At 41.3% G+C, this 19,900-nt stretch carries 13 protein-coding genes and 1 other RNA gene; 3 read left to right on the top strand and 11 right to left on the bottom strand.

What is annotated here, in order from left to right; all coding sequences use genetic code 11:
• From H5185_RS14990 to H5185_RS15010, 5 genes are all read right to left on the bottom strand, one after another.
• A partial coding sequence (locus H5185_RS14990; RefSeq protein WP_259396228.1) for a sugar diacid recognition domain-containing protein occupies positions 1 to 851 on the bottom strand: 851 nt, incomplete at its 3' end.
• 472 nt (positions 852 to 1,323) lie between these two features.
• Positions 1,324 to 3,411: an MtrB/PioB family decaheme-associated outer membrane protein gene (locus tag H5185_RS14995; RefSeq protein WP_182742494.1), complete on the bottom strand. Its 2,088-nt coding sequence runs from the start codon at positions 3,409 to 3,411 to the stop codon at positions 1,324 to 1,326.
• A 12-nt stretch (positions 3,412 to 3,423) separates the two neighbouring features.
• A complete protein-coding gene (locus H5185_RS15000) occupies positions 3,424 to 4,413 on the bottom strand; it encodes a DmsE family decaheme c-type cytochrome (RefSeq protein WP_124016377.1) in 990 nt (329 codons plus the stop codon).
• Between the two features lie 96 nt (positions 4,414 to 4,509).
• A complete protein-coding gene (locus H5185_RS15005; protein WP_124016378.1) occupies positions 4,510 to 6,471 on the bottom strand; it encodes an OmcA/MtrC family decaheme c-type cytochrome in 1,962 nt (653 codons plus the stop codon).
• 289 nt (positions 6,472 to 6,760) lie between these two features.
• Entirely contained in the window at positions 6,761 to 8,935 is a 2,175-nt protein-coding gene (locus tag H5185_RS15010) for an OmcA/MtrC family decaheme c-type cytochrome (protein WP_182742495.1), read from the bottom strand.
• A gap of 594 nt (positions 8,936 to 9,529) precedes the next feature.
• On the opposite strand from H5185_RS15010, the gene ffs reads away from it, so the two are divergent.
• An RNA gene (gene ffs / locus H5185_RS15015) (signal recognition particle sRNA small type) lies at positions 9,530 to 9,626 on the top strand.
• A 171-nt stretch (positions 9,627 to 9,797) separates the two neighbouring features.
• On the opposite strand, the gene H5185_RS15020 is transcribed toward ffs, so the two are convergent.
• The 6 genes from H5185_RS15020 to dinG all read right to left on the bottom strand — a co-directional run bounded on the left by H5185_RS15020 (position 9,798) and on the right by dinG (position 15,293).
• The gene (locus tag H5185_RS15020; RefSeq protein WP_182742496.1) at positions 9,798 to 10,094 is read right to left on the bottom strand and encodes a late competence development ComFB family protein; all 297 of its coding nucleotides are present in this window, start codon (positions 10,092 to 10,094) and stop codon (positions 9,798 to 9,800) included.
• Positions 10,095 to 10,163: 69 nt separating this feature from the next.
• Positions 10,164 to 11,075 (bottom strand): histone deacetylase, encoded by a 912-nt coding sequence (locus tag H5185_RS15025; RefSeq protein ID WP_124016381.1) that lies wholly within the window; start codon positions 11,073 to 11,075, stop codon positions 10,164 to 10,166.
• A 2-nt stretch (positions 11,076 to 11,077) separates the two neighbouring features.
• Positions 11,078 to 11,767 (bottom strand): DUF2057 domain-containing protein, encoded by a 690-nt coding sequence (locus H5185_RS15030; RefSeq protein WP_182742497.1) that lies wholly within the window; start codon positions 11,765 to 11,767, stop codon positions 11,078 to 11,080.
• 9 nt (positions 11,768 to 11,776) lie between these two features.
• Positions 11,777 to 12,439 carry a primosomal replication protein gene (locus H5185_RS15035; RefSeq protein WP_124016383.1) on the bottom strand — a complete coding sequence of 221 codons (663 nt, stop codon included), beginning with the start codon at positions 12,437 to 12,439 and terminating at the stop codon, positions 11,777 to 11,779.
• Positions 12,436 to 13,209 carry a TSUP family transporter gene (locus H5185_RS15040; RefSeq protein ID WP_182722120.1) on the bottom strand — a complete coding sequence of 258 codons (774 nt, stop codon included), beginning with the start codon at positions 13,207 to 13,209 and terminating at the stop codon, positions 12,436 to 12,438. Before H5185_RS15040 ends, H5185_RS15035 begins: the two co-directional genes overlap by 4 nt.
• Before the next feature lie 8 nt (positions 13,210 to 13,217).
• Positions 13,218 to 15,293, bottom strand: a complete 2,076-nt coding sequence (gene dinG / locus H5185_RS15045) for an ATP-dependent DNA helicase DinG (protein ID WP_182742498.1) — start codon at positions 15,291 to 15,293, stop codon at positions 13,218 to 13,220.
• 93 nt (positions 15,294 to 15,386) lie between these two features.
• Between dinG and H5185_RS15050 the strand changes: the two genes are divergently transcribed.
• Both H5185_RS15050 and H5185_RS15055 read left to right on the top strand, forming a co-directional pair.
• A complete protein-coding gene (locus H5185_RS15050) occupies positions 15,387 to 17,807 on the top strand; it encodes a DNA polymerase II (protein WP_182742499.1) in 2,421 nt (806 codons plus the stop codon).
• Between the two features lie 538 nt (positions 17,808 to 18,345).
• Positions 18,346 to 19,900 (top strand): TonB-dependent siderophore receptor (locus tag H5185_RS15055; protein ID WP_182742500.1); only part of this gene is annotated, 1,555 nt, incomplete at its 3' end.

Consider the following 19,900-nt stretch of genomic DNA (forward strand, 5'->3'; position numbering starts at 1 on the left):
AAATATTTGCTTTTTTGCGGATGCAGTTTCTTGCCAATGTCCATGGTTTCTTTGGCCGTACGGTAAGAGTAACTGATGCCTAAATCACCACTGAAATAATGGCCTAAGGAAATGTGCAAGCTAAGCTGCATGTTCGCGGGCAAGCGTTTGAGTAATTTATTGATGCGTTGATTTTCAAGTTCAGGATCAAATTGTTTTCCGTCTAAAAAAGCGGGTTTCAAAATAACCAGCTGAGTGAGCGACGTCATGGCAATTAAGTTATCTCGTACCGGATTTTGTAATAAATACAGAACTTGTTTCAATGCCTGGTTGTCTTGCTGATATAAAGGGTTATGACTGTCGAGTTCAATAATCGCCGCCACTCTAGGTACGCTAAAATCGATACCTAATTGCAGCGCCCATTGTTTTAATGAGGGTAAGTCTTGCTCATTTGCATGTATCAATTGAGCAATAAACTCTTCTTTTTGACGGTTTTGCCATTGTAATTGTTCTTGTAGGTTAGCTTGTTCAACAATCATTTCTGCAGTCATTTTAAGCAGCTCACCATAGTGGCTCAATGTGTCTGGTTCACCCGTGATGCCAATCACACCAACAACTTGACCTTGATAATGTAATGGCAAATTAAGCCCGGGCTTCACCCCTTGTAAATTTGAAGCGATGGTTTGATTGATCTCAACATTGCGATTTTGGCTAATAGCCAATAATGCGCCCTCATGTATGGTGCCAATTCGCTCGACTTCGCCTGAACCGAGTATGACGGCTTGCGCATTCATAACATTGATATTATGGCCAATAATTTTCATAGTCCGGTTGACAATTTTAGCGGCAATTTGGGTATCAATCTGAAACATGAATTTCTCTGAGTCATCAATATCGGTATTGAATGATACCTGATGTTGCTTAAATAGTGGGAGTTGGTTGATGTGAATGTGGACTTGATGAGTAAAAAGTCCGTTACTGTTAATCCTAAATAATACGCCTATAAAGCACCTGAACATAACCGATAAGATAATAAAGATTAGCAGTGCTAATTTTGACGGGGGAGGCGAGACATAAAACAATTAATAATAAAATGGGGGGCAAAATCCTTTTGCCCAATTTTCAATCACAAGCAATTCACTTTGTTAATATAATGTTAAATATGTATGGATTGCAAGTTTTTTATACAGTGAAGCTTTAAAATTAATTGATGAGCTTAAGCGCTAGGCGAGAAAGCTATTTACGCGATAGCTAATGTCAAACCGACAGATAGCAAAACGCCAACCTAAAGAGGTTGGCGTTTTCTGTAATATGACTGACTTTGTCACATCATTATTATTTTACTTACAGTTTATAACTGACGTTGAGCATAATCATGTGTGCTGTGTAGTCATGCTGTAAATTGCCGAAACTCATCACATTCCAAATGGTATCGGGTTCGATATCATTGGCGTCGTCATTATCAAGATACTTTTCCATTTTGTAGTCTATTCGCAAGGCTACTTTTTCGGTTGCTTGATACTGTGCATAAACATTAATGTTATGTACTTTGGCAAAATAGTCGCCGTAATCACCACTAATACCTTGTCTGACTTGGGTCGTGCTGTCTGAGTCTGAGTAAGTATAATCTACGCCTAAGCGTAAACGACTGTCCATTAAGTTGTTATAACTTAGGCCAGCACCAACCACATCAACAGTATCTTCTATCTCGGCTTGCCAAGTTGCAATATTCAAATTAGCACTGCCAGATTGAGCGGATGTTATGATTTGATGGTTATAAAATGTGCTCGCATTGATATCGTCATTAATCATGTAGTTAATATTGATATCGTAGTTAGTGTCTTTGGACTCAGTCAAGCCTATCTGGGTGTTGGTATAGTCATCTAGAGCATAACGAACTCCAAAATCGACATTCAAATTATCCATAGGACTATGATTAACGCGGGCCTCAATTTGAGTGCGGTCGCGATCAGCTAAGTAATAGCGGCGCAATAATGGATTTTGCTCCGCTGATGATGACTCTGATGCTTTATATTCAGAACCATCTCTTTTGCTGAAACTGCCTTTAAGCCACATGTCCCACATATCAAAATTATTAAGGCGTAAACGAGCCCAAACGTTATTGTCGTCAGTGGTTTCTCGACCTTGATTGCTGCGCTCATCGCGCCTGAAATCATAACCAGCATCGAGTTTGATACCATGGCTGATACGGTAGTCAGTTGATAATTTAGCTCTATGAGTGGTGAGATCGTATGGGGTGTTATCCCTTACTTTTCCGGTAACATCGCTAATGCTAATTTGGGTCCATTGTTCAATTTGGGTATTATTTTCACGGTCGTTATAATCATAGCTACCAGTGAGGCGCCATGCACGACTGAGCTTAGTTACCGCTTTAAGTGTCATGCCAGTGATATCGACTTTGGCATCAATACTGTCTGCAGGTAATGAGTAGCTATACCCTAATTGGGTCAATTGCTGATCTTGCGTCATTTGGCCTAAGAGTAAACGACCACTTAGACTGGTAATAGAATCGTTATATTGACCTAACAACGAAATGGTATGAGCTTCGTTATCGGGGTCTAATGCAATGTAACCTCTATTTTGTGCGCCAAAGGTTGGATTAAAAGCACTGTCAAAGCCGAGTTGCTGGTTATTATTACTAAACACTGAACCATTGTAGTTAATACTAGTAAACCAGTTGTCACCGCGGAGTTTAATCCCAGCGTTTAAAATGTCGGTAGTGTAATCAACAGGCTCTGGCAACATCATCGATTGAGTGAAGAAACTGCCTGAGGTGATCTTAGTGCCCGTTTTTTCTTCGCGCTGAAAATTAACATAAGTGGTGAATATTGATTCAGTTTGATATTCAAACCCAAGTCCAGCACGTTCACGTTTAAGCGACAATTCAAATGGGTTTAAACTGCTATACAGCATTGGCATGTCTGAACTTGCACCTGCGGTAATCCAGTTACTGGCTAAAGTTAGGTTATCGCTACCGATATTTTGGTAAGGGCTTAATGCATTGTTACTTTGATAGGTCGCAATGGATCGATAGCCAAGGTTAATTCGATACAACCCTAGTTTACCTACATCAATTTCCATGCGGCCGTTGTCCATACCTAAGTTATTGGCTGCCACGTTTGCTTGATAGCCCTCACTCCCGCGATAGCGAATATCAGCATCTACTTTGCCTGCAGTTTGATTGCTGCTATGAAATGCATTCGCGGATTGAACATCATCTTCACTGTTGTAACCAATACCCACACCAACAGTGCCAGTGGTACCGGTTGCGATAACACAGCCTTTACATTTCCAAGCATCATATTTGATGTTGTCAGTTTTAGCGTTTGCTAGGCCATACCCATCGGCCATAAGACTAAAGCTGGTGCTAGTGAGTAACGCTAAGGTAATGAGGTTTAATTTAGTATTCATAATATTATCTCCTTAGCGCTGCAGTAATTTACCAGAAGGATGGTTTGAACCATGTATCTGAGTATGACAATTTAAGCAGCTGCGACCACCCGTAAAGGTATTGCCATTGACAGTTGAACCCATATCCGTGTTACCTAGATAAGCGTTGCTGGTATGGTTGTCACTTGCATGACATTGCTGGCATAACTGTGGCGCGCGAGTTTTAAGCATAGCGTCGTTGACCGAACCGTGTGGGTTGTGGCAATTGACGCAATTTTCGGTAACGGGTGCATGTTCCCAAAGCTTTGGTCCCCGTTTTTCAGCATGGCATGAGTAACAGGTTTCATTAACCGTTGGTTGAACCAGATCTGAGTCACTCAAACTGCCATGTGGATTATGGCAATCACTACAGGTCATTTGGTTCCATTTCATAGGATGACTTGAGCGCTTGTTCATATCGGCTTTTTGTTTGGTATGGCAGCTGGTACACACTTCCATTTCAGTTTGCTTTGACAATACTGGGTCGTGAGCGGCATGCACGCTATGACAAGATGCACAAGCTACATCAGCATTGGCATGATGGCTGCTGTCCCATGCCACCCGCTTATCATCTTGGTGACAGCTCATACACACACTATTTTGCTTATCTGCAGCGAGTGTAGAGGTAGGGCCAAAGGTGATCATGGGTTCTTTACCACCACGATTATGTGAACCTAGTGGGCCGTGACACGCTTCGCACTGCAAGCCTGCCATTGGGCTTTTCGAAGAGTCGATAGCGCCATGAACGCCTTTAAATAAGTCCATCACTTTTTCAGACTTTTTATGGCACATCAGGCATGAGTCGGCGCCTTTAGGCGAGTATTTGCCTTCGGCGAATTTTTTATCTAACGTGGCTTCAACTTCTGCCGGCGTCATGCTGGCATCCCACTTTGCCGCCTGTACGTGAGTCGATACAAAAACAGTCGAAGCTGTTAGACACAGTAGAGCGAAAAATAAGGTATTGATTGAGTTTGTGGTCTTCATAAGTAGACTTCCTAATTTGTCCATTTTGATGATCAACATTTGATGAAGTAAGTCATAGCATGAGAGAGAAGCTGTGCTTCTCTCTCAATGAACAAATTAAAATTTCACTTGTGTGTGATTTTCAATGGTAGGTGCATGGCAGAATAAACAGGTTTCTAACTGCGCAGCATCATTGGCTTCTTGATAGCTACCATTCACAATTGCGCCCTGACTTTCAGCATGTTGTTTAATCGTGTCAAAACCATGACAAGAAGCACATGTCGCTGTGATAGGCGTGGTATACAGGCCAGCAGAAGTCGCGAGTGCACCTTTAACTTTGAATGCATCAAGATTAAAGTCGTTATGACACTGGGTACAGTCTTTGATAATGCCTTGTTCACCATGAACACTGTGAAGTTTCATTTCAATCGCGCCTTGATTAGCGCCAGATGCATAAGTGCCGTCGGGAGTATGACAAGCCACACAACCGTCTAAACCTACGGTAAGTTCGCCATTAAGCTCACGGCCTAATTGTTCTGACATGACAAAGCCAGCATGGTGACCTTTGTGGAGCTCAAACGTGTCGCCATGACAATTATCACATGAATCAAAATTGACCGAGTCAGTGTGACGATAGCTAGGGGCATTACCAGAGAAAGTACCAACGGTGAGTTCAGCCTTCATGCTGGTGGTTGCTACGCCGTCTGCACAATCAATGGCTTGGATACCATCGTTACACATTTCAAGACCGATAAAGCTAAAGGCTGTATCTGTGTCGCCGGCACCAAACGGTAATGATGGAATGGTATATACTAAGTTACCTGATTCAATGACCACATCCGCTTGTAATAGACCCGCTTTGATAAAGTCTTTGCTGATTTTAGCTAAACCACTGCCTGGGCTAGGGTTATATCCCATAATCGGGAAGTTAGGACCAACGTTAGTTAGCGTTTCAACACGTTGAATTTTGCTGACTAAGCTTGCAGCATCAATGGCTACGCCTTTAGCATCTAAAATCGTTACTGATAGCGTTGCTGATTTGTCTTCAGGGCTAGATTTATTCGCAGTCAATGTGGCGGTCATGCCATATGAGTCGATAAATGCTTTTTTCTGAGTATATGAAGTGGTGTGTATTTCTTCTGTCCAGCTTGCATTATGGCATGCAATACAATTTGAATTGTCCACTTGTTGTGGATGGCCTTGACCTGTTTTAAAGTCAATATTGGTATGGCAGCTTGAACAGGTTTCCATGGTTGGAATTCGAGACCAGTTGTTCGATTCGCTTAGTTGTTCGGAATCGACATGACAAGTGGTGCAATTGTCTTGGACTATCGCATATGCAGCTTCTGCACTCTTGTCTAAGTTGCGGCCATACATTTTGGCATTGTTATGAACATTATGGATCAAGTGGCTAAATTCAACTTGAACCTTGTCTTTTTCAATGGCCATTTCGTTGGTATGGCAAGATGTACAGGTTTCTAAGTCAGTGTAGCTATGATAAATGCTTTCACCCTTTGCATGGCAGGTATTACAAGTGGCTCCGCTTACTATGTTTTTGGTGTATTTAGCTTGAAACCCTTCGCCGTCAAAATCTTCGGTGATTTCGGTACGCGGAACACTGGTAACCCCGTCTTGCAAAGTAGAAGCACTTGCTATGACGTTGTAACGTTGTGTCAGCTCTGGATTAAAACCTTCAACATTGACGGTAAAACTGTAATTTCCGTTACCGTGGTCGGTAAAGGTTTTTTCGGATCCAATAAATTGCCATTGCGCTGAATTACCCGGTCCGCTAGCGCCAACTGGAATCAATTGAACCACTTTTTTCACTTCCAAGTCTTTAAGGCCTGCAATCGGAAGGTCTTTTTCATTGGTTGCAAAAACTTCAATAGTCGGTTTGTTGTCTTGATAAGTGACTTTGGTGATATCTAAGTTTAGTGTTTTGATCGCTTCAGCAGGCTCGCCGCCAGGATTGCCAGGATTGCCAGGTTCACCATCATCGCCTCCGCCACACCCTACTAGTGTCATTGACGCTGACATAGCAAGTAACAATGCCATTTTTGTGTATTTTGTATTCATCATATTTTTCCCTGCAAAGGTCATCCATCTAACTTACTGGCAGTATCTTCTGCAATTATCTTTTTCAGTTAAGTTGATGTTGGAATTAATTTTCCCAACACTAAGATTACTTTACAAACGGCAACTCGTCTGTAAAGCGAACGTAATTGTGTGATGGCGATCTGCCTATTAATTAAGGGGTACATAAAATACAGGGGTTGTAGGGGAATGATTGTTCTCGCTAGAAAAAAGACCTTAGCAATATGCTAAGGTCTTTGATGGGTAAAACAATTTAAGTATTTATATATTAAGCTTAGAAACCATGGGTTTTAGTGACTCGTTCAACCGTATGACAGGTTGAACATATTTCAGATGCACGAGTATGAACATCGTCTTCACTCATACCATCAACAATACCGCCATTGGACTCAATATGAGACACGGTGGCATCGGTACGATACTTTTGATGACAACTTAAACAGGCTCCAGTATCTGATGACATCCACACATCTGCACCCGTTTCTATGTCGCCATAACGCCATACTCTGTCAGCGGCTCTACCAAGTTGTATCCCATCAGCCGTGTGGCAGGTTTTACAGTCGGTTTTTAACACAGTGCCAGATTCTACACCGGCATGCTTGAGGTAATGGCCTTCAGCACTGTGAGCTTTAAAGGCAAAGCTGGTTGATTTTTTGCCCCCAGGATAAGTGTTGTCAGTCTTAAGAGTCTTATCTGCGGTATGGCATGTTTGGCAATTTACACCATTATCATAGTGATACACTTCTTGGTTGTGACAACCTTGGCAGCTTTGGGTATTGATAATATTTCTACGTACGGCAGCGGTTTGGCTATCGTCTATTACACTTGCAGCCATAACAAAATGATAAGGCTCACTTTTAATTTCCACTGTTTGGATGTCATCAGCACTGCAAGCCGTGAGTTTAACTTCCGGTCTACCGTAGCCACCATGATTAAAGCAGGCTGTGACTGCTGACCATAGTTCAAATGTTTTACCCACATAATCTGTTGGTAAGGTGACCTTATCCCAAACTAACGTCCAGCTATTATCTGTGTTGGCAGTACCTTCACTTAATTTAATACGACGATTGCTGTAACTGGCATCTTGATACGTAGGGTAGTTTTTGTCACTGTCCCATGCCATGACAATACGACTACCGTCATCAATATACTCAGCGGGTAATATCTGACCACTGGCATCAGTAAAGCTCACGTTAGTACTGAACTTGTTATCAGCTGTCACGGTAACATCGCTAAAGACTACCTTCATGGTTTGGGTTTCATTATAGGCTTTCATGACATCGCCATGAGCTTCTTTTGCACTGCGACCATAGCCTTCTTCCACATGGCAAGAAGTACAATTTGTACCGACACCAACATGTTGTTGAGACGCCAACTCTGTATGGCATGCAATACAAGCGGTATCACTTTTATTGGCATTAAACAGCGCGGCATCTTTGGGAGCATTAGTCCCTTCAACATGACATGCACTACAATCTGCAGCAGGCTTTTGTGGGTACATAACCTTACCGTAATCGTGCAATCCGCCGCCATAACCAATGACTTTGTAAGGGGCAGCTACTTCGCCGTCTGCGGTACTGGTGACGCGATCTTGACCTTTATGAATCGCATGGATCATATAGGTAAAATCAACACTGTTGCCGGTTTCAGGATCGCCTGATGTTGCGGTATGACAAGAAGCACAGTTTTCAAGATCGATTCGACGACCACCGTGTAATGCTAAGCTTTCCGGTTGATGACAGGTATAACAAGCCGTTATCGATACTACATCCCGTGACGCAATACCTTCGGTTAAGCCGGTTGAAGGTTGGAAATCATAATGGGCATTTGCAGTGATTAGTGGCTGCTTTAATTCTAAGGTAATACGCTGAGTGTCATCAGCTTGGTAAGTAATACTTATTGGGTCTGTTACTTGAGCAATATTAGTTTGAAAAGTGTATGTGTATGAACCATCGAGATTATCCACTAAGCAGTCAACACACTTTGATGCAGCTTCAACCTCAGCTTGATATTGTGCTGAAGGAGATATGTTGGTTTCACCATCAGCTATCCAGCTAGCATTAGGTTGTTTGGCCGAGTTGATATAAGACTGCCATTGATAACCACGGTCAACTTCAACTTTAGCCCCCTCTGCACCAACCATTTCGGTCACTGGGGTTAATTGGGCAATACCAAAACGGAGATCATGATCTTTTGTTAGTCCCAATACCGCAACGCCATTGGCATTTTTAAGGTTAAAGGCAACACTGACTTTCCCATCGACGATGCTTGCGTCAGTAAAAGTTGCTTTTAAGGTCGATGTTGCATCAATATTGACACCAATAATGCCGTCAGGTCCGTCCTCGCCATTAGTTCCATCGCTGCCTCCACACCCTGTAAGCGCAAAAGCAATAAGCCCTGCACTCAATACCGCCTTTGTAGCGGGACTAACTGTTATTGTCTTCATCATGTATTCCCTGCATTTTTTGTTATCTCGCATTCACTGTTGGTTAAACGTATGCGGATTTTATTCAATTCTTATGTTAGCTAACCTTGGCGACTTACTCATTGAATTAAGTCTAGAGTTGTGACTAAGATCTGACTATTCCTTTGTGGGTAACAATACTTGATGAAGATTGGCCTATGTTGATAGGAGATATCGCATTAGCTTAAGACGTGAGTACAGGTATTAATGGATCCATTAAGCAGTCATATGGTTCTTGTTTTATCTCGTCAATGAAGTTAAGGCCTATGCAATTACTCTTTGTCGATATCTTCTGCTTAAATGGACTGCCAGCTGCTGAAATATGCTGCGTAAATGAGTCTTGTTAGCTAATGAATGGGGGAGTTTGATATAGATGATCTAAAAATGGATAAATTTTTGTCGGTTAACCCTGCAGTTATTACATGTTGAATTTCGCGTTAAGGTTAAGTATTGCGCAGTTAGGTAAGTGATTGAGAACTTATTAAGATAAAGGCTTGATCAAGGCAATAGGTTAGGGGATAATCGCCCCGTTCTGACACATAAACGTTATATTTCATGTTTCAGAAGTCAATGGTGACCCTAGGGTCCCCCCGCAATGATAACTTGTGAACTCGGCCAGGCCTGGAAGGGAGCAACCGCAGCAAGTGACTCGTGTGCCGGGGTGTGGCTCTAGGGGAACCTCCAATATTCCCCCCAATGACTTACTCAACAGCATCAATCAATGCGCTTAATAAATACCTTAATCTAGCGACTATTGAATAATAAATCCCTATTAGTCTATTTCAACTCATACCTAAAGCACCGACTTAACTTATTAGTTGCCAGTTAAACATAGTTTCGCCATACCTTACTGTTCGCCAGCAAGTTCAGCTTCTTCTAGTAAGCGTTTTTGCAAATTCATTTTTAGAAATTTTCTTGAACGTTCCAGTGCTTCACTTATCTCAGTTTTCATCTGTTTGAGTTCTTGATAATTTTCAAAAAAATAGGTGTCGACTAAATGACGAATGTACCTAACCGGTAACTGATTCAATGTGACGCAACATAAATCGGCTAAGTATTCTTCTGGCAACTCGTCCATTAAGCCTTCATCTCTCAGCATTTCCATTAATAGAACTTCATAATAGTTTCGGATCTCTAATTGCATTATTACGCTCCATTGAGACGGTTCGATTTATCGACATTCACTTCGATGTCGAGAGTGTTTTTTACTCTGCTACAACCATAATTGATTTGCTGCAATTAACAATTGGCTATGTCTGAGTGTTAATTCATCTTCATTACGACTATAGCCTCCACCTATAACCGCTGCAAGTGGGATGTTGTGCATTTTTGCGATCGATATGACTTGTTTATCTCTATCGAGAATACCTTGAGTCGAAATAGCAAAGTAGCCAAGGTCATCATGCTGATGAATATCGACTCCAGCATCATAAATGATCAGGTCAGGCTGATGCAGACGAATGAGGTAAGGCAATATTTGTCTGATGTGGTCAAGATAATCACTATCAGTACAGCCTTTATCGAGATCGATGTCGTGGTCAGATTGCTGTTTTCTAGATGGAAAATTTTGTGCGCAGTGTATTGAACAACTAATGATGTCCGAGTGACCTTGAGTCAATGTGGCGGTGCCATCACCTTGATGCACGTCGCAATCAAAAATAAGTACTTTATCTGCTTTTTTAGCATCAATGGCCGATCTGGCCGCGATGACTAAGTCATTAAAGATGCAAAAACCACTGCCAAAATCGTAATGTGCATGGTGATAGCCACCAGTTAAATGAACCGCTATACCATGCTCAAGCGCTAGCTCAGCACACAAACGAGTTCCATTTACGGCGTGTAAAGTTCGCCTGACTAACTCATTGCTCCACGGGAAGCCGATACGTCTCTGGGCTTTGTGATCTAAGGTGCCATTAATAAATTGTTCTACGTACAGAGGACAATGAATGCCATACAGTATTTCTTTATCAATTGGCGAAGGAGTTTGGCGATACTGCTCAAATAACAATTGATGCTTGAGTGCATGCTGGTACAAATTATGATATTTGCTGGTTGGAAAACGATGAGTGCTAGGCAACGCCAGCTGTGAATAGCTGGCGTGATATACAAAGGGAATATACTTCAAGACTAGAGTTGCTTGATGGCCCAGCCCATAAACTCTTTACGGGTTTTATCGTCTGCCTGTAACCACCAATACTGGAGCATTTGTTCTGCTTGGGCTGGGGTGGTTTTTTGAGCCGCTGCTGCAGGCACTGTTGCACTGATTGTTGTAGCCGATGCAACATCTGATTGTACTGCTACTGTTTGTGTTGGTTGAATACCGCTACCCGTTGCCGAAGCCGATAGGGTTTCAATATCATTTTGGTTTTTTTTGTTAAATAGGCTGGTAATAAATGAGTCTTCAGTAAAATTAGTTTGTTCAACGCTGTAAGTTACAGCCATATTATCTTGACGCTTAATGTTGATTTGTGGTTTTTTTGCAAATGCTTTTGGATTCTTAATCACGTCACCTTGAGCGGGTTGCAATAAGTACTGATGATCGCCATCCACCGTTAAGGTAACAATTAACGGGGTCGATTTTATAAACGTTTGACTATCGCTAAAGGAATCATCGACCACATCATGATAACGAATCGCAATCTTATGGGTGCCATTGGTTAAGGCTAAATCCGATTGGTGATTGAACATGCTCGTTTCAACTTCTGTACCATCAAGTGCAAGGTACTCAAAAGACATTGGAATGGTTAGATTAGCAGCTAATACCGATGATGATGTTAAACATGCCAAAAGCGCACTTGTTGTAAATAAAGATTTCATTGTTTCTCCTTAACGTGGGTAACTTTGGCGAGGTCTTTCAAAAAGTTGAATACGCTCTTCAATATAACTGGTTGCTTGTTTGCATTTCCCTAAGCGACGATGCATTGAAAGGATATCATTTTGCAATTTTATTTTGTCATTACTATGACAGAATTCAAGCGTTGCTTCCATTTGTTGTATTTTTTGCTCTATTTTTTTCGCCCAATTTAAATGTTTATTGAGTTCGGCATAGAGTTGATGGCTGTTTTGCATCACATTACTGGCTATCCAGCCAAAACCACTGTCTTGAATAGCTTGTTGTTGTTTTTTTGCGTATCGAGCCCGATTACTGGCTTTGCGCTGTTGTTCGGATTTAAGATTGATATCTGTGGTGAGCAATGCTCTGCGCAAGGCACTAAATCTGTCTTGAATACGATTACAACTGAGTTGAATAACATTACCACCCAACTTAAGAAATAGTTGTTTCTCAAGTTGTTTAATGTCTTGGCGCAACTGGATGATACAAGGGCTTAATTGAGCGCCTTGTTGAGCAAACAGTTGACTGTTAAAACGTTCAATGTCGATTAATGATTGCCGTTGTGACGGTGCTAAATTTTGGTCGTGGATCAACGCATCTTGCTCAAGTTGTGCAAGCTGCTGTTTTAACATTGAGACCAATTGTTGGGTGTTCATGCCCAGGCACTCCACGTAAGATGGACCGCTATCGACAATACCATAATAATAAATATTGGTTTAATAAAAGGTATTCCAAATCGAATCGCACTTCTTGCGCCGATAAATGAACCTGCCATCATGCATATCCCCATCCATAAGCCCAGCATCCATTGCACTTGACCCATCGATGCAAAAATAATTAATGCCGTGATGTTACTCACGGCTGTCATGACTCGTGCTAATCCACAACTCTGTAGAAGAGGCAGCTTATACAGCGAAATAGACGATACCGTCCAAAAAGCACCAATACCTGGGCCGGCAAAACCATCATAGCCACCTAAAATAAATCCTTGGCTAATTTGTTTGTACTTAGATGAGCTAAATTTTGGCGCGGGTATATTTTCTTGGCCCATCGCTTTGGGGCTAAATAAAGTATATATCGCGATACTAATAATGAGCAGTGGCAATATTTTATCTAACCATTGTGGGTCAATCAAAAACACTAAGCCACAACCCGCTATTGATCCAATAAGGGTAGCAAAAAAGCACGTTTTCCATAATGCGGGGGTAAACAATTGTTTTTTGTAGAAGGTGTAACTTGAGGTAAAGGAGCCAAAACAAGCTGCAAGCTTATTAGTTCCTAATGCTAGATGAGGCGGAATACCTACAGTCAGTAATGCAGGAATAGAAAGCAGCCCACCACCACCAACAATAGCATCAATAAAACCAGCAATAATACCGATGACCGCTAATACAGCCCAGTGGCTAGGGTCTAATAATAAATCCAACTCAATACCTATTCAATGACACGTCTAAAAGGAGGAAGGGCATCAATTAATGATTTGCCATAACGTTTAGTGACTAAACGACGATCTAAAATGGTCACACGACCATAATCTTGTTCTTTGCGTAGCAGTCGGCCACAACTTTGGACTAATTTACGTGAAGCATCAGGAATTGTCAGCTGTAAAAATGGATTACCGCCTTTTACTTTTAAGTATTCCGCGTGAGCTTGTTCAACCGGTGATGTCGGCACTGCAAATGGCAACTTTGTAATGATGAGATTTGTTAAATAATCACCGGGTAAATCAAGACCTTCAGAAAAACTGCCAGTGCCGAAAATAATACTCGGTAAGCCGTCATCACAGCGCTTTTTATGTTGTTCTAATATTTGTTGACGTGGAATAGCGCCTTGCACAAAAAGTTGCTCTTTAGAAATTTTCCCTTCAACTAATTCAACCACTTTGTCCATTTGCCAGTAGGAAGCAAACAGCACTAGGGTGGCCATTTCACCATCAATTAATGTCACAATATGTTGTGCCAGTTCTGCAGTGTAATTATCGTCGGTAGGTTCATTAACCATTTGAGGAATGAATAAGGTGGCATTATTTTCATAATCAAAAGGAGACAGTAAAGCTAAAAAACGACTGCCATCGTTGATTGATAATCCAATTTGGTGAGCAAAATGGTTAAAGCTATTTAATGCCCGCAGGGTGGCACTGCACAATACGACTCCAGCGGCTTTTTGCCACAGCATGGACTCAAGCATAAAGCCGACTTCTATAGGCGATGAACAAAATAGATAATCTTGCTGTTTGCCTGTTATTAGTTCAGCCCAACGTGCCATTGGTGCGCCTTTTTTGCTATCCTCTTTAGCCATCATTTTCCATAACTTATGTAAGTTATCTAGTCTTTGTAAGATGAAGCCTGTTTCAGACAGCAAACCTTCAGATTGATGCTTAGGGACTTCTCCATCCTTGATGGCTTCATTTAACACAGAAACGACTTTATTAAACTGCTTTACAGCAGAACCCGATGCCGTGGCCAGGTTTTCTGCCTGTATTAATAATGATGGCGGTAATTTGCCATGTTCAAACCGAAGCCGAGATTCAGGATTGGCAAATAGCTGCGGCTGAATATCACAATAATGAGCCACTTGGGTGAGTAAATTAGTTAAATCTGTGGTGTGATCAAGCATCGCTTGCACTGGGGCAATAATATGGGTGGTTTTGAGCTGATTCTGCAGCTTAGAACAGGTCTTTGAGGCCTTTTCTAACCAATCACATGCTCCTCGCAATGTTGCTTGAGCACTGGAAAAGTCTCTTGCTACAATGGGGAGATGGTGAGCTTCGTCGATGACATAAAACATGTCTTCCGGTTCAGGTAAAATGACGCCACCACCAAGCTCTAAATCGGCAAATAATAGACTGTGGTTTACAATTAACACATCCCATGTGTCGACGTCTTCACGGGCTTTATGAAATGGACAATTATGGTGCGCCGATACTTGACGGTGGCAACTGTGTTTGTCACAACAAATTTGTTGCCATAAAAAATCAGGGATAGGGTGCTTTAAAGTATCGATTTCACCATTCCAACGTTTTTGGTGGAAATCTTGATGTAGCTTTTGTAATTCATTAATTTGACTTTGATCGGGCTTAGTTTGCCACATAGCAATTTGCGAGCTGTCTTGTGCGCCGATCATAGCTTCAAGCTTGGCTAAACAGACATAGCGTTGACGGCCTTTTACCAGACCAAATTTAAAATCAATACCGGATTGCTGTAAAAAATATGGCAAGTCTTTATGCAGTAATTGTTCTTGAAGTGCTACGGTTGCAGTGGCAATGCAGACTTTCTTTTTCGTGGCAACGGCTAAAGGAATAGCGCCTAAAATGTAGGACAAGGATTTACCAATACCAGTACCCGCTTCAACCACAATAATCCGACGGTCTTTGTCATATTCACCTGCTAACGTTTTAGATATTTCCGCTACCATATAGTTTTGCTCGCGACGCGAGCGAAATTGCGGCATTGATGTGGCAATTTCTTTATAAATGGTACGAATTTGACTTTTTATCTTATCCGGTAGCATAGGAAGTATGATTTCTACATAGACTGAATTATGCTGTACATAATAACAGTGAATTAGCATGCCACGAAGTAATAAATCAAATTGAGTAAACTGGTGCAGGAATTCAAACCCGAAGTAAAGCCAACAGATAACCCGGCTACTGATCATAATGTTCAGGGACAAGTATTAACGCGCCATGCGATTTATCGACATGGGCAATTAGTCTTGCAATATTATATTAAAACCGCTCAGGGGCCTGTGCTAGCAGAGCTTTATCACAGTGAGGTGATATGTTTCTGTCGTCAGCAAGATGTTGATCTATTGAGCCAAAAAGTCGGTTTCGTCCTTAAAGCGGAATCAATATCACTGATGAGTTTTGCCCATGAACCGATTAGTGCATTGTATCTAAAGTCTAATACCCAGCTAAAATTAGTCAGTCGCATTGCTCAAGATATCGGTATTACCTTATTTGAAACCGATATCAGGCCAGAACAACGCTTTCTTATTGAGCGCTTTATCGCTTTAGACATTGAGTGTGTTGGTCGTTATCAAGATATGTATTCCGCTTCATCAATGCCAGTGTTATCGATTAATCGTGCCAGAAAAATACCTGCAGACCAAGTGGTTAGCATACCGCTTAAGATGATTTCGTTAGATTTTGAATGCAGCTTTGCAGGAGAGTTATATTCTGTTGGTTTGTATGGCCGCGAATATCAATGTGTGTTTATGGTTGGCGAGCCGCAAGCGGATTGTCATCAATTTATTACTTGGGTTAAAGATGAAGTTGAGCTGATACAGCGATTAATTGCGTGGTTTAGTGAATATGACCCCGATATTATTATCGGTTGGGCAGTGGTCACCTTCGATTTAGCCTTACTGTATAAACGTTGCGTATTACATAACATCCCTTTAATCATTGGCCGTGGAAATACCGAGTTAAGCTGGAAAGTAGCCGAAAAATATCGACCAGAAACCTTATCGCTCCCAGGACGAGTGGTGTTGGATGGCATTGATTGGCTTAAAGCGGCTTTTTATCAATTTGATAGCTTTTCGTTAGAGTCTGTATCGCGACAATTATTGGCAGAAGGAAAAGCCATTGACCATGTTGAAAATCGTGGTCAGGAAATTACCCATTTATTTGAACAAGATAAAAATGCGCTGGCTTTTTATAATATTACCGATTGTCGCTTAGTCTGGGATATTTTTGAAAAAACCCAGTTATTAGACTTCGCACTTGAACGTGCCAAGTTAACTGGTTTGGAATTTGGCCGCGTTGGCGCATCAATTGCGGCATTTTATCACTTGTATCTTCCTCACTTACATCGAAGTGGGTTTGTGGCACCAGCACATCCTGCCAGTAATGGTTTAGAGAGTCCTGGTGGCTATGTTATGTCCTCTATCCCTGGTTATTATAAAGATGTTTTAGTATTAGATTTTAAAAGTCTATACCCATCGATAATCAGAACATTTCTGATTGATCCTAAAGGATTAGTCGAAGGCATGCATATAAATGATGTCACAGGTGACACAAACACAGTAGCAGGGTATTTAGGGGCTCATTTTAGTCGTAACTCGCCTATTTTACCGGCACTGGTTGCTAGTCTTGCAGAACAAAGAGAGTTAGCCAAAAGTGATAAAAATGCGCCTTTATCGCAAGCAATAAAAATTATTATGAACTCCTTATATGGAGTGCTCGGCTCTCGAGGTTGTGTTTTTCATGATGCAAAATTAGCCAGTTCAATTACCATGCGCGGTCACCAAATTATGAAACTGACTAAACAGTGGATAGAAGAGTGCGGTTATCAGGTGATTTATGGTGACACCGATTCCACTTTTGTGTGGTTAGGCGATAATCATGGCATTACCGATATTCAAGCTGTGGGTAAGCACCTGTCGGTATCGATTACTCAGCGTTGGCTTCAATGGTGCACGCAAGAATATCAATTAGACAGTTATCTCGAACTCGAATTTGAAACACATTTCGAACAATTTATTATGCCCACACTAAGAGGCTCAGATGAAGGCAGTAAAAAACGCTATGTTGGTGCTGTATTAAATGAGGCTCAACAATTGCTATTAACCTTTAAAGGTATGGAGCAGGTAAGAAGCGATTGGAGTCCCATTGCCCGTAGGATGCAATACCATTTGTACGAACTGTTTTTTAAAGGCGAAGATGTGATTGATTACTTAACCAATGAGCTGGCAGCAATTAATCATGGAGCCAGGGACAATGAACTGATATTTACAAAGCGCTTAAGACGTAATGTCGAAGACTATACCGCAAAATCATCACCTCATGTGAAAGCGGCTAAACAGCTTGCCGATATTCTAGGAGACAAAAACGTTACCCGAAAAGGCCAAAAAATCCGCTATGTCATGACCCTAACGGGAGCACAGGCCATTGAAGCCAAACCGACTAATATTGATTATGAATATTACATCAGTAAACAAATTCAACCCATCGCAGAACCCATCTTACAACTTTGTGGGCATTCTTTTGACTCACTGGTAAATAATCAACTGCTATTACTTTAATCTATTCATCTCAAATATTAGCTTGTCGCCACAAGATAACAGCATGCATTTAGCTGGAATGGTTAAGTACTCTTCCATAAGAGAGGTTAGGATTGTTTACATTTATCAAAAGTAATCCAGTTGATGAAATGTTAAATTATTATCAACATATCTCTTTTTATTAGTCGATAAGATTTTTATATTTGCTCCAAGTGATGAAAAAAGCTTACTTCGAACAAATGGTAAATTAAAACATAATGTTAACTTTCTCTATTTAGATTTAGCAAAGCCTTACTTAAAAAGCCGTCAAACCTAGTCTGTTGTTTTTTATAGTAAAAAAAACACCCTGTTCATAATTGTTAACAGTTGCTTTTGTTACATTTGATTAACTTTTGTGCTTACGGTTCATCAGTTGTTGATTAGTTGTTTCAAATGTGATTTTATTGCATCTGTAATTGGGTGGTTGTGATTGTTTTCTGTTGCATCCTCTCATTGAACTGACAACTAAAAAGTTGTTAGCATTATAAGAAAGACATAAAAAAGTCCAGGGAGATAGACAATGCATAAGAACGTATTAGCTAAATCAGTGCGCTTAGCACTGATCAGTGGTGCAGCAGCAGCTGCATTCGCTTCACCAGCAGTTTTTGCTGCTGATGAAGATGGCGCAAAAGTAGAACGTATTGAGGTTACTGGATCGCGCATTAAGCGTTCTGACCTTGAAGGCGCTTCACCAATTACGACTATTACAACTGAAGATATGAAGATGGAAGGTAACTTTACAGTTGCTGACGCACTTCGTAACAGTAACTTGAACTCTTTCGGTTCATTCTCTGAGCGTTCAGGTAGTTCTGCACAATCTCAAGCAACGATCGATTTACGTGGTGCAGGCTCAAGCCGTACTCTAGTACTTATCGATGGTAAGCGTTTCCCAGGTTCACCTACTCTAGGTGGTGCATCTGCTAACTTGAACGCTATTCCAATGGCCGCAGTAGAACGTATTGACATTCTGACTGACGGTGCATCTTCTACTTATGGTTCTGACGCGATTGCTGGTGTTGTTAACATCATCATGAAGAAGAATTATCAAGGTATCGAATTCAACGTTGGCGGTGGTTCTCGTGACCAAGACGGCGGATTAACAAGTAAAGAATTCTCTGTTGTTGCTGGTTATCAAATGGACAAAGGTAACATTACTTTCTCGTTTGACCACCAGGATCGTAAAGGTATTTCTGACGCTGACCGTCCATACACTGCAGCGAGCATGACAGATTTCAACGGCGACGGTGAAATCCAAGCTTATGAAGAAACTTCAGGTTGGAGTATTTATGGTGCAACTGTAGCTGCTCCAGATTTCTCTACTGCACAAGCATCATTATTATGTAATGACTTAGAAGCACAGTATGGTTCAGATGTATTCCAAACTGTTAAAGCTGACAATGATTGGGGTGGAGCTGGCTCTACTTATTGTATGTATGCTTTTGCTAACGTTTCTTATAACAAAGCATCTACAGAGCGTAATACTGTTTATGTTGATGCTAACTATGAAATTGCAGAAGACATTGAATGGTTTGGCCGTGTGATGGTTACTGCTGGTAACTCATTTGGTCGTTATGCGCCTCCAGCAGCAGCTTGGAATAGCATGGCAGCAGACAACCCACATAATCCATATGGTGAAGAAACCACTGGCTATTTCCGTTGGGTTGGTATCGGTACTCGTGACGGTAACGTTGACGATTACAACCAAGATTATTTAACTGGTTTGCGTGGTACGATTAGTGCACTAAACGATGCTGAGTGGGAATTTTACTACCACCACAACATCGCCGATAACAAGTCTATCGGTGAGTACTACTTAAGCTATGCTGGTCTAGCTTATAACCAAGCAAATGATATTGATTTAGGCTCTGAAGCTGGTATCAATAACATGAAAACCACAACCTTAACACAAGGTCGTGCTACATTTGATCAATACAGTGCTGGTATTGGTTTTGACGCGTTCGAATTACCAGGTGGTGCTGTTGCACATTACGTTGGTATGGAATATTTCGACCAACTAAGCCAGCTTCTGACTGAGCGTCATACACTTCGCTATATTGTTGGTCGAAATATTCCAT

Source organism: Shewanella sp. SG44-6 (assembly GCF_014164185.1).
Lineage (GTDB): Bacteria > Pseudomonadota > Gammaproteobacteria > Enterobacterales > Shewanellaceae > Shewanella > Shewanella vesiculosa.

Bases quoted from the DNA above. Each gene is read 5' to 3' on its own strand.
- H5185_RS15020 (WP_182742496.1), bottom strand. From the start codon at position 10,094: ATGCAATTAGAGATCCGAAACTATTATGAAGTTCTATTAATGGAAATG.
- H5185_RS15010 (WP_182742495.1), bottom strand. From the start codon at position 8,935: ATGATGAAGACAATAACAGTTAGTCCCGCTACAAAGGCGGTATTGAGT.
- H5185_RS15030 (WP_182742497.1), bottom strand. From the start codon at position 11,767: ATGAAATCTTTATTTACAACAAGTGCGCTTTTGGCATGTTTAACATCA.
- dinG (WP_182742498.1), bottom strand. From the start codon at position 15,293: ATGCTACCGGATAAGATAAAAAGTCAAATTCGTACCATTTATAAAGAA.
- H5185_RS14995 (WP_182742494.1), bottom strand. From the start codon at position 3,411: ATGAATACTAAATTAAACCTCATTACCTTAGCGTTACTCACTAGCACC.
- H5185_RS15035 (WP_124016383.1), bottom strand. From the start codon at position 12,439: ATGAACACCCAACAATTGGTCTCAATGTTAAAACAGCAGCTTGCACAA.
- H5185_RS15005 (WP_124016378.1), bottom strand. From the start codon at position 6,471: ATGATGAATACAAAATACACAAAAATGGCATTGTTACTTGCTATGTCA.
- H5185_RS15000 (WP_124016377.1), bottom strand. From the start codon at position 4,413: ATGAAGACCACAAACTCAATCAATACCTTATTTTTCGCTCTACTGTGT.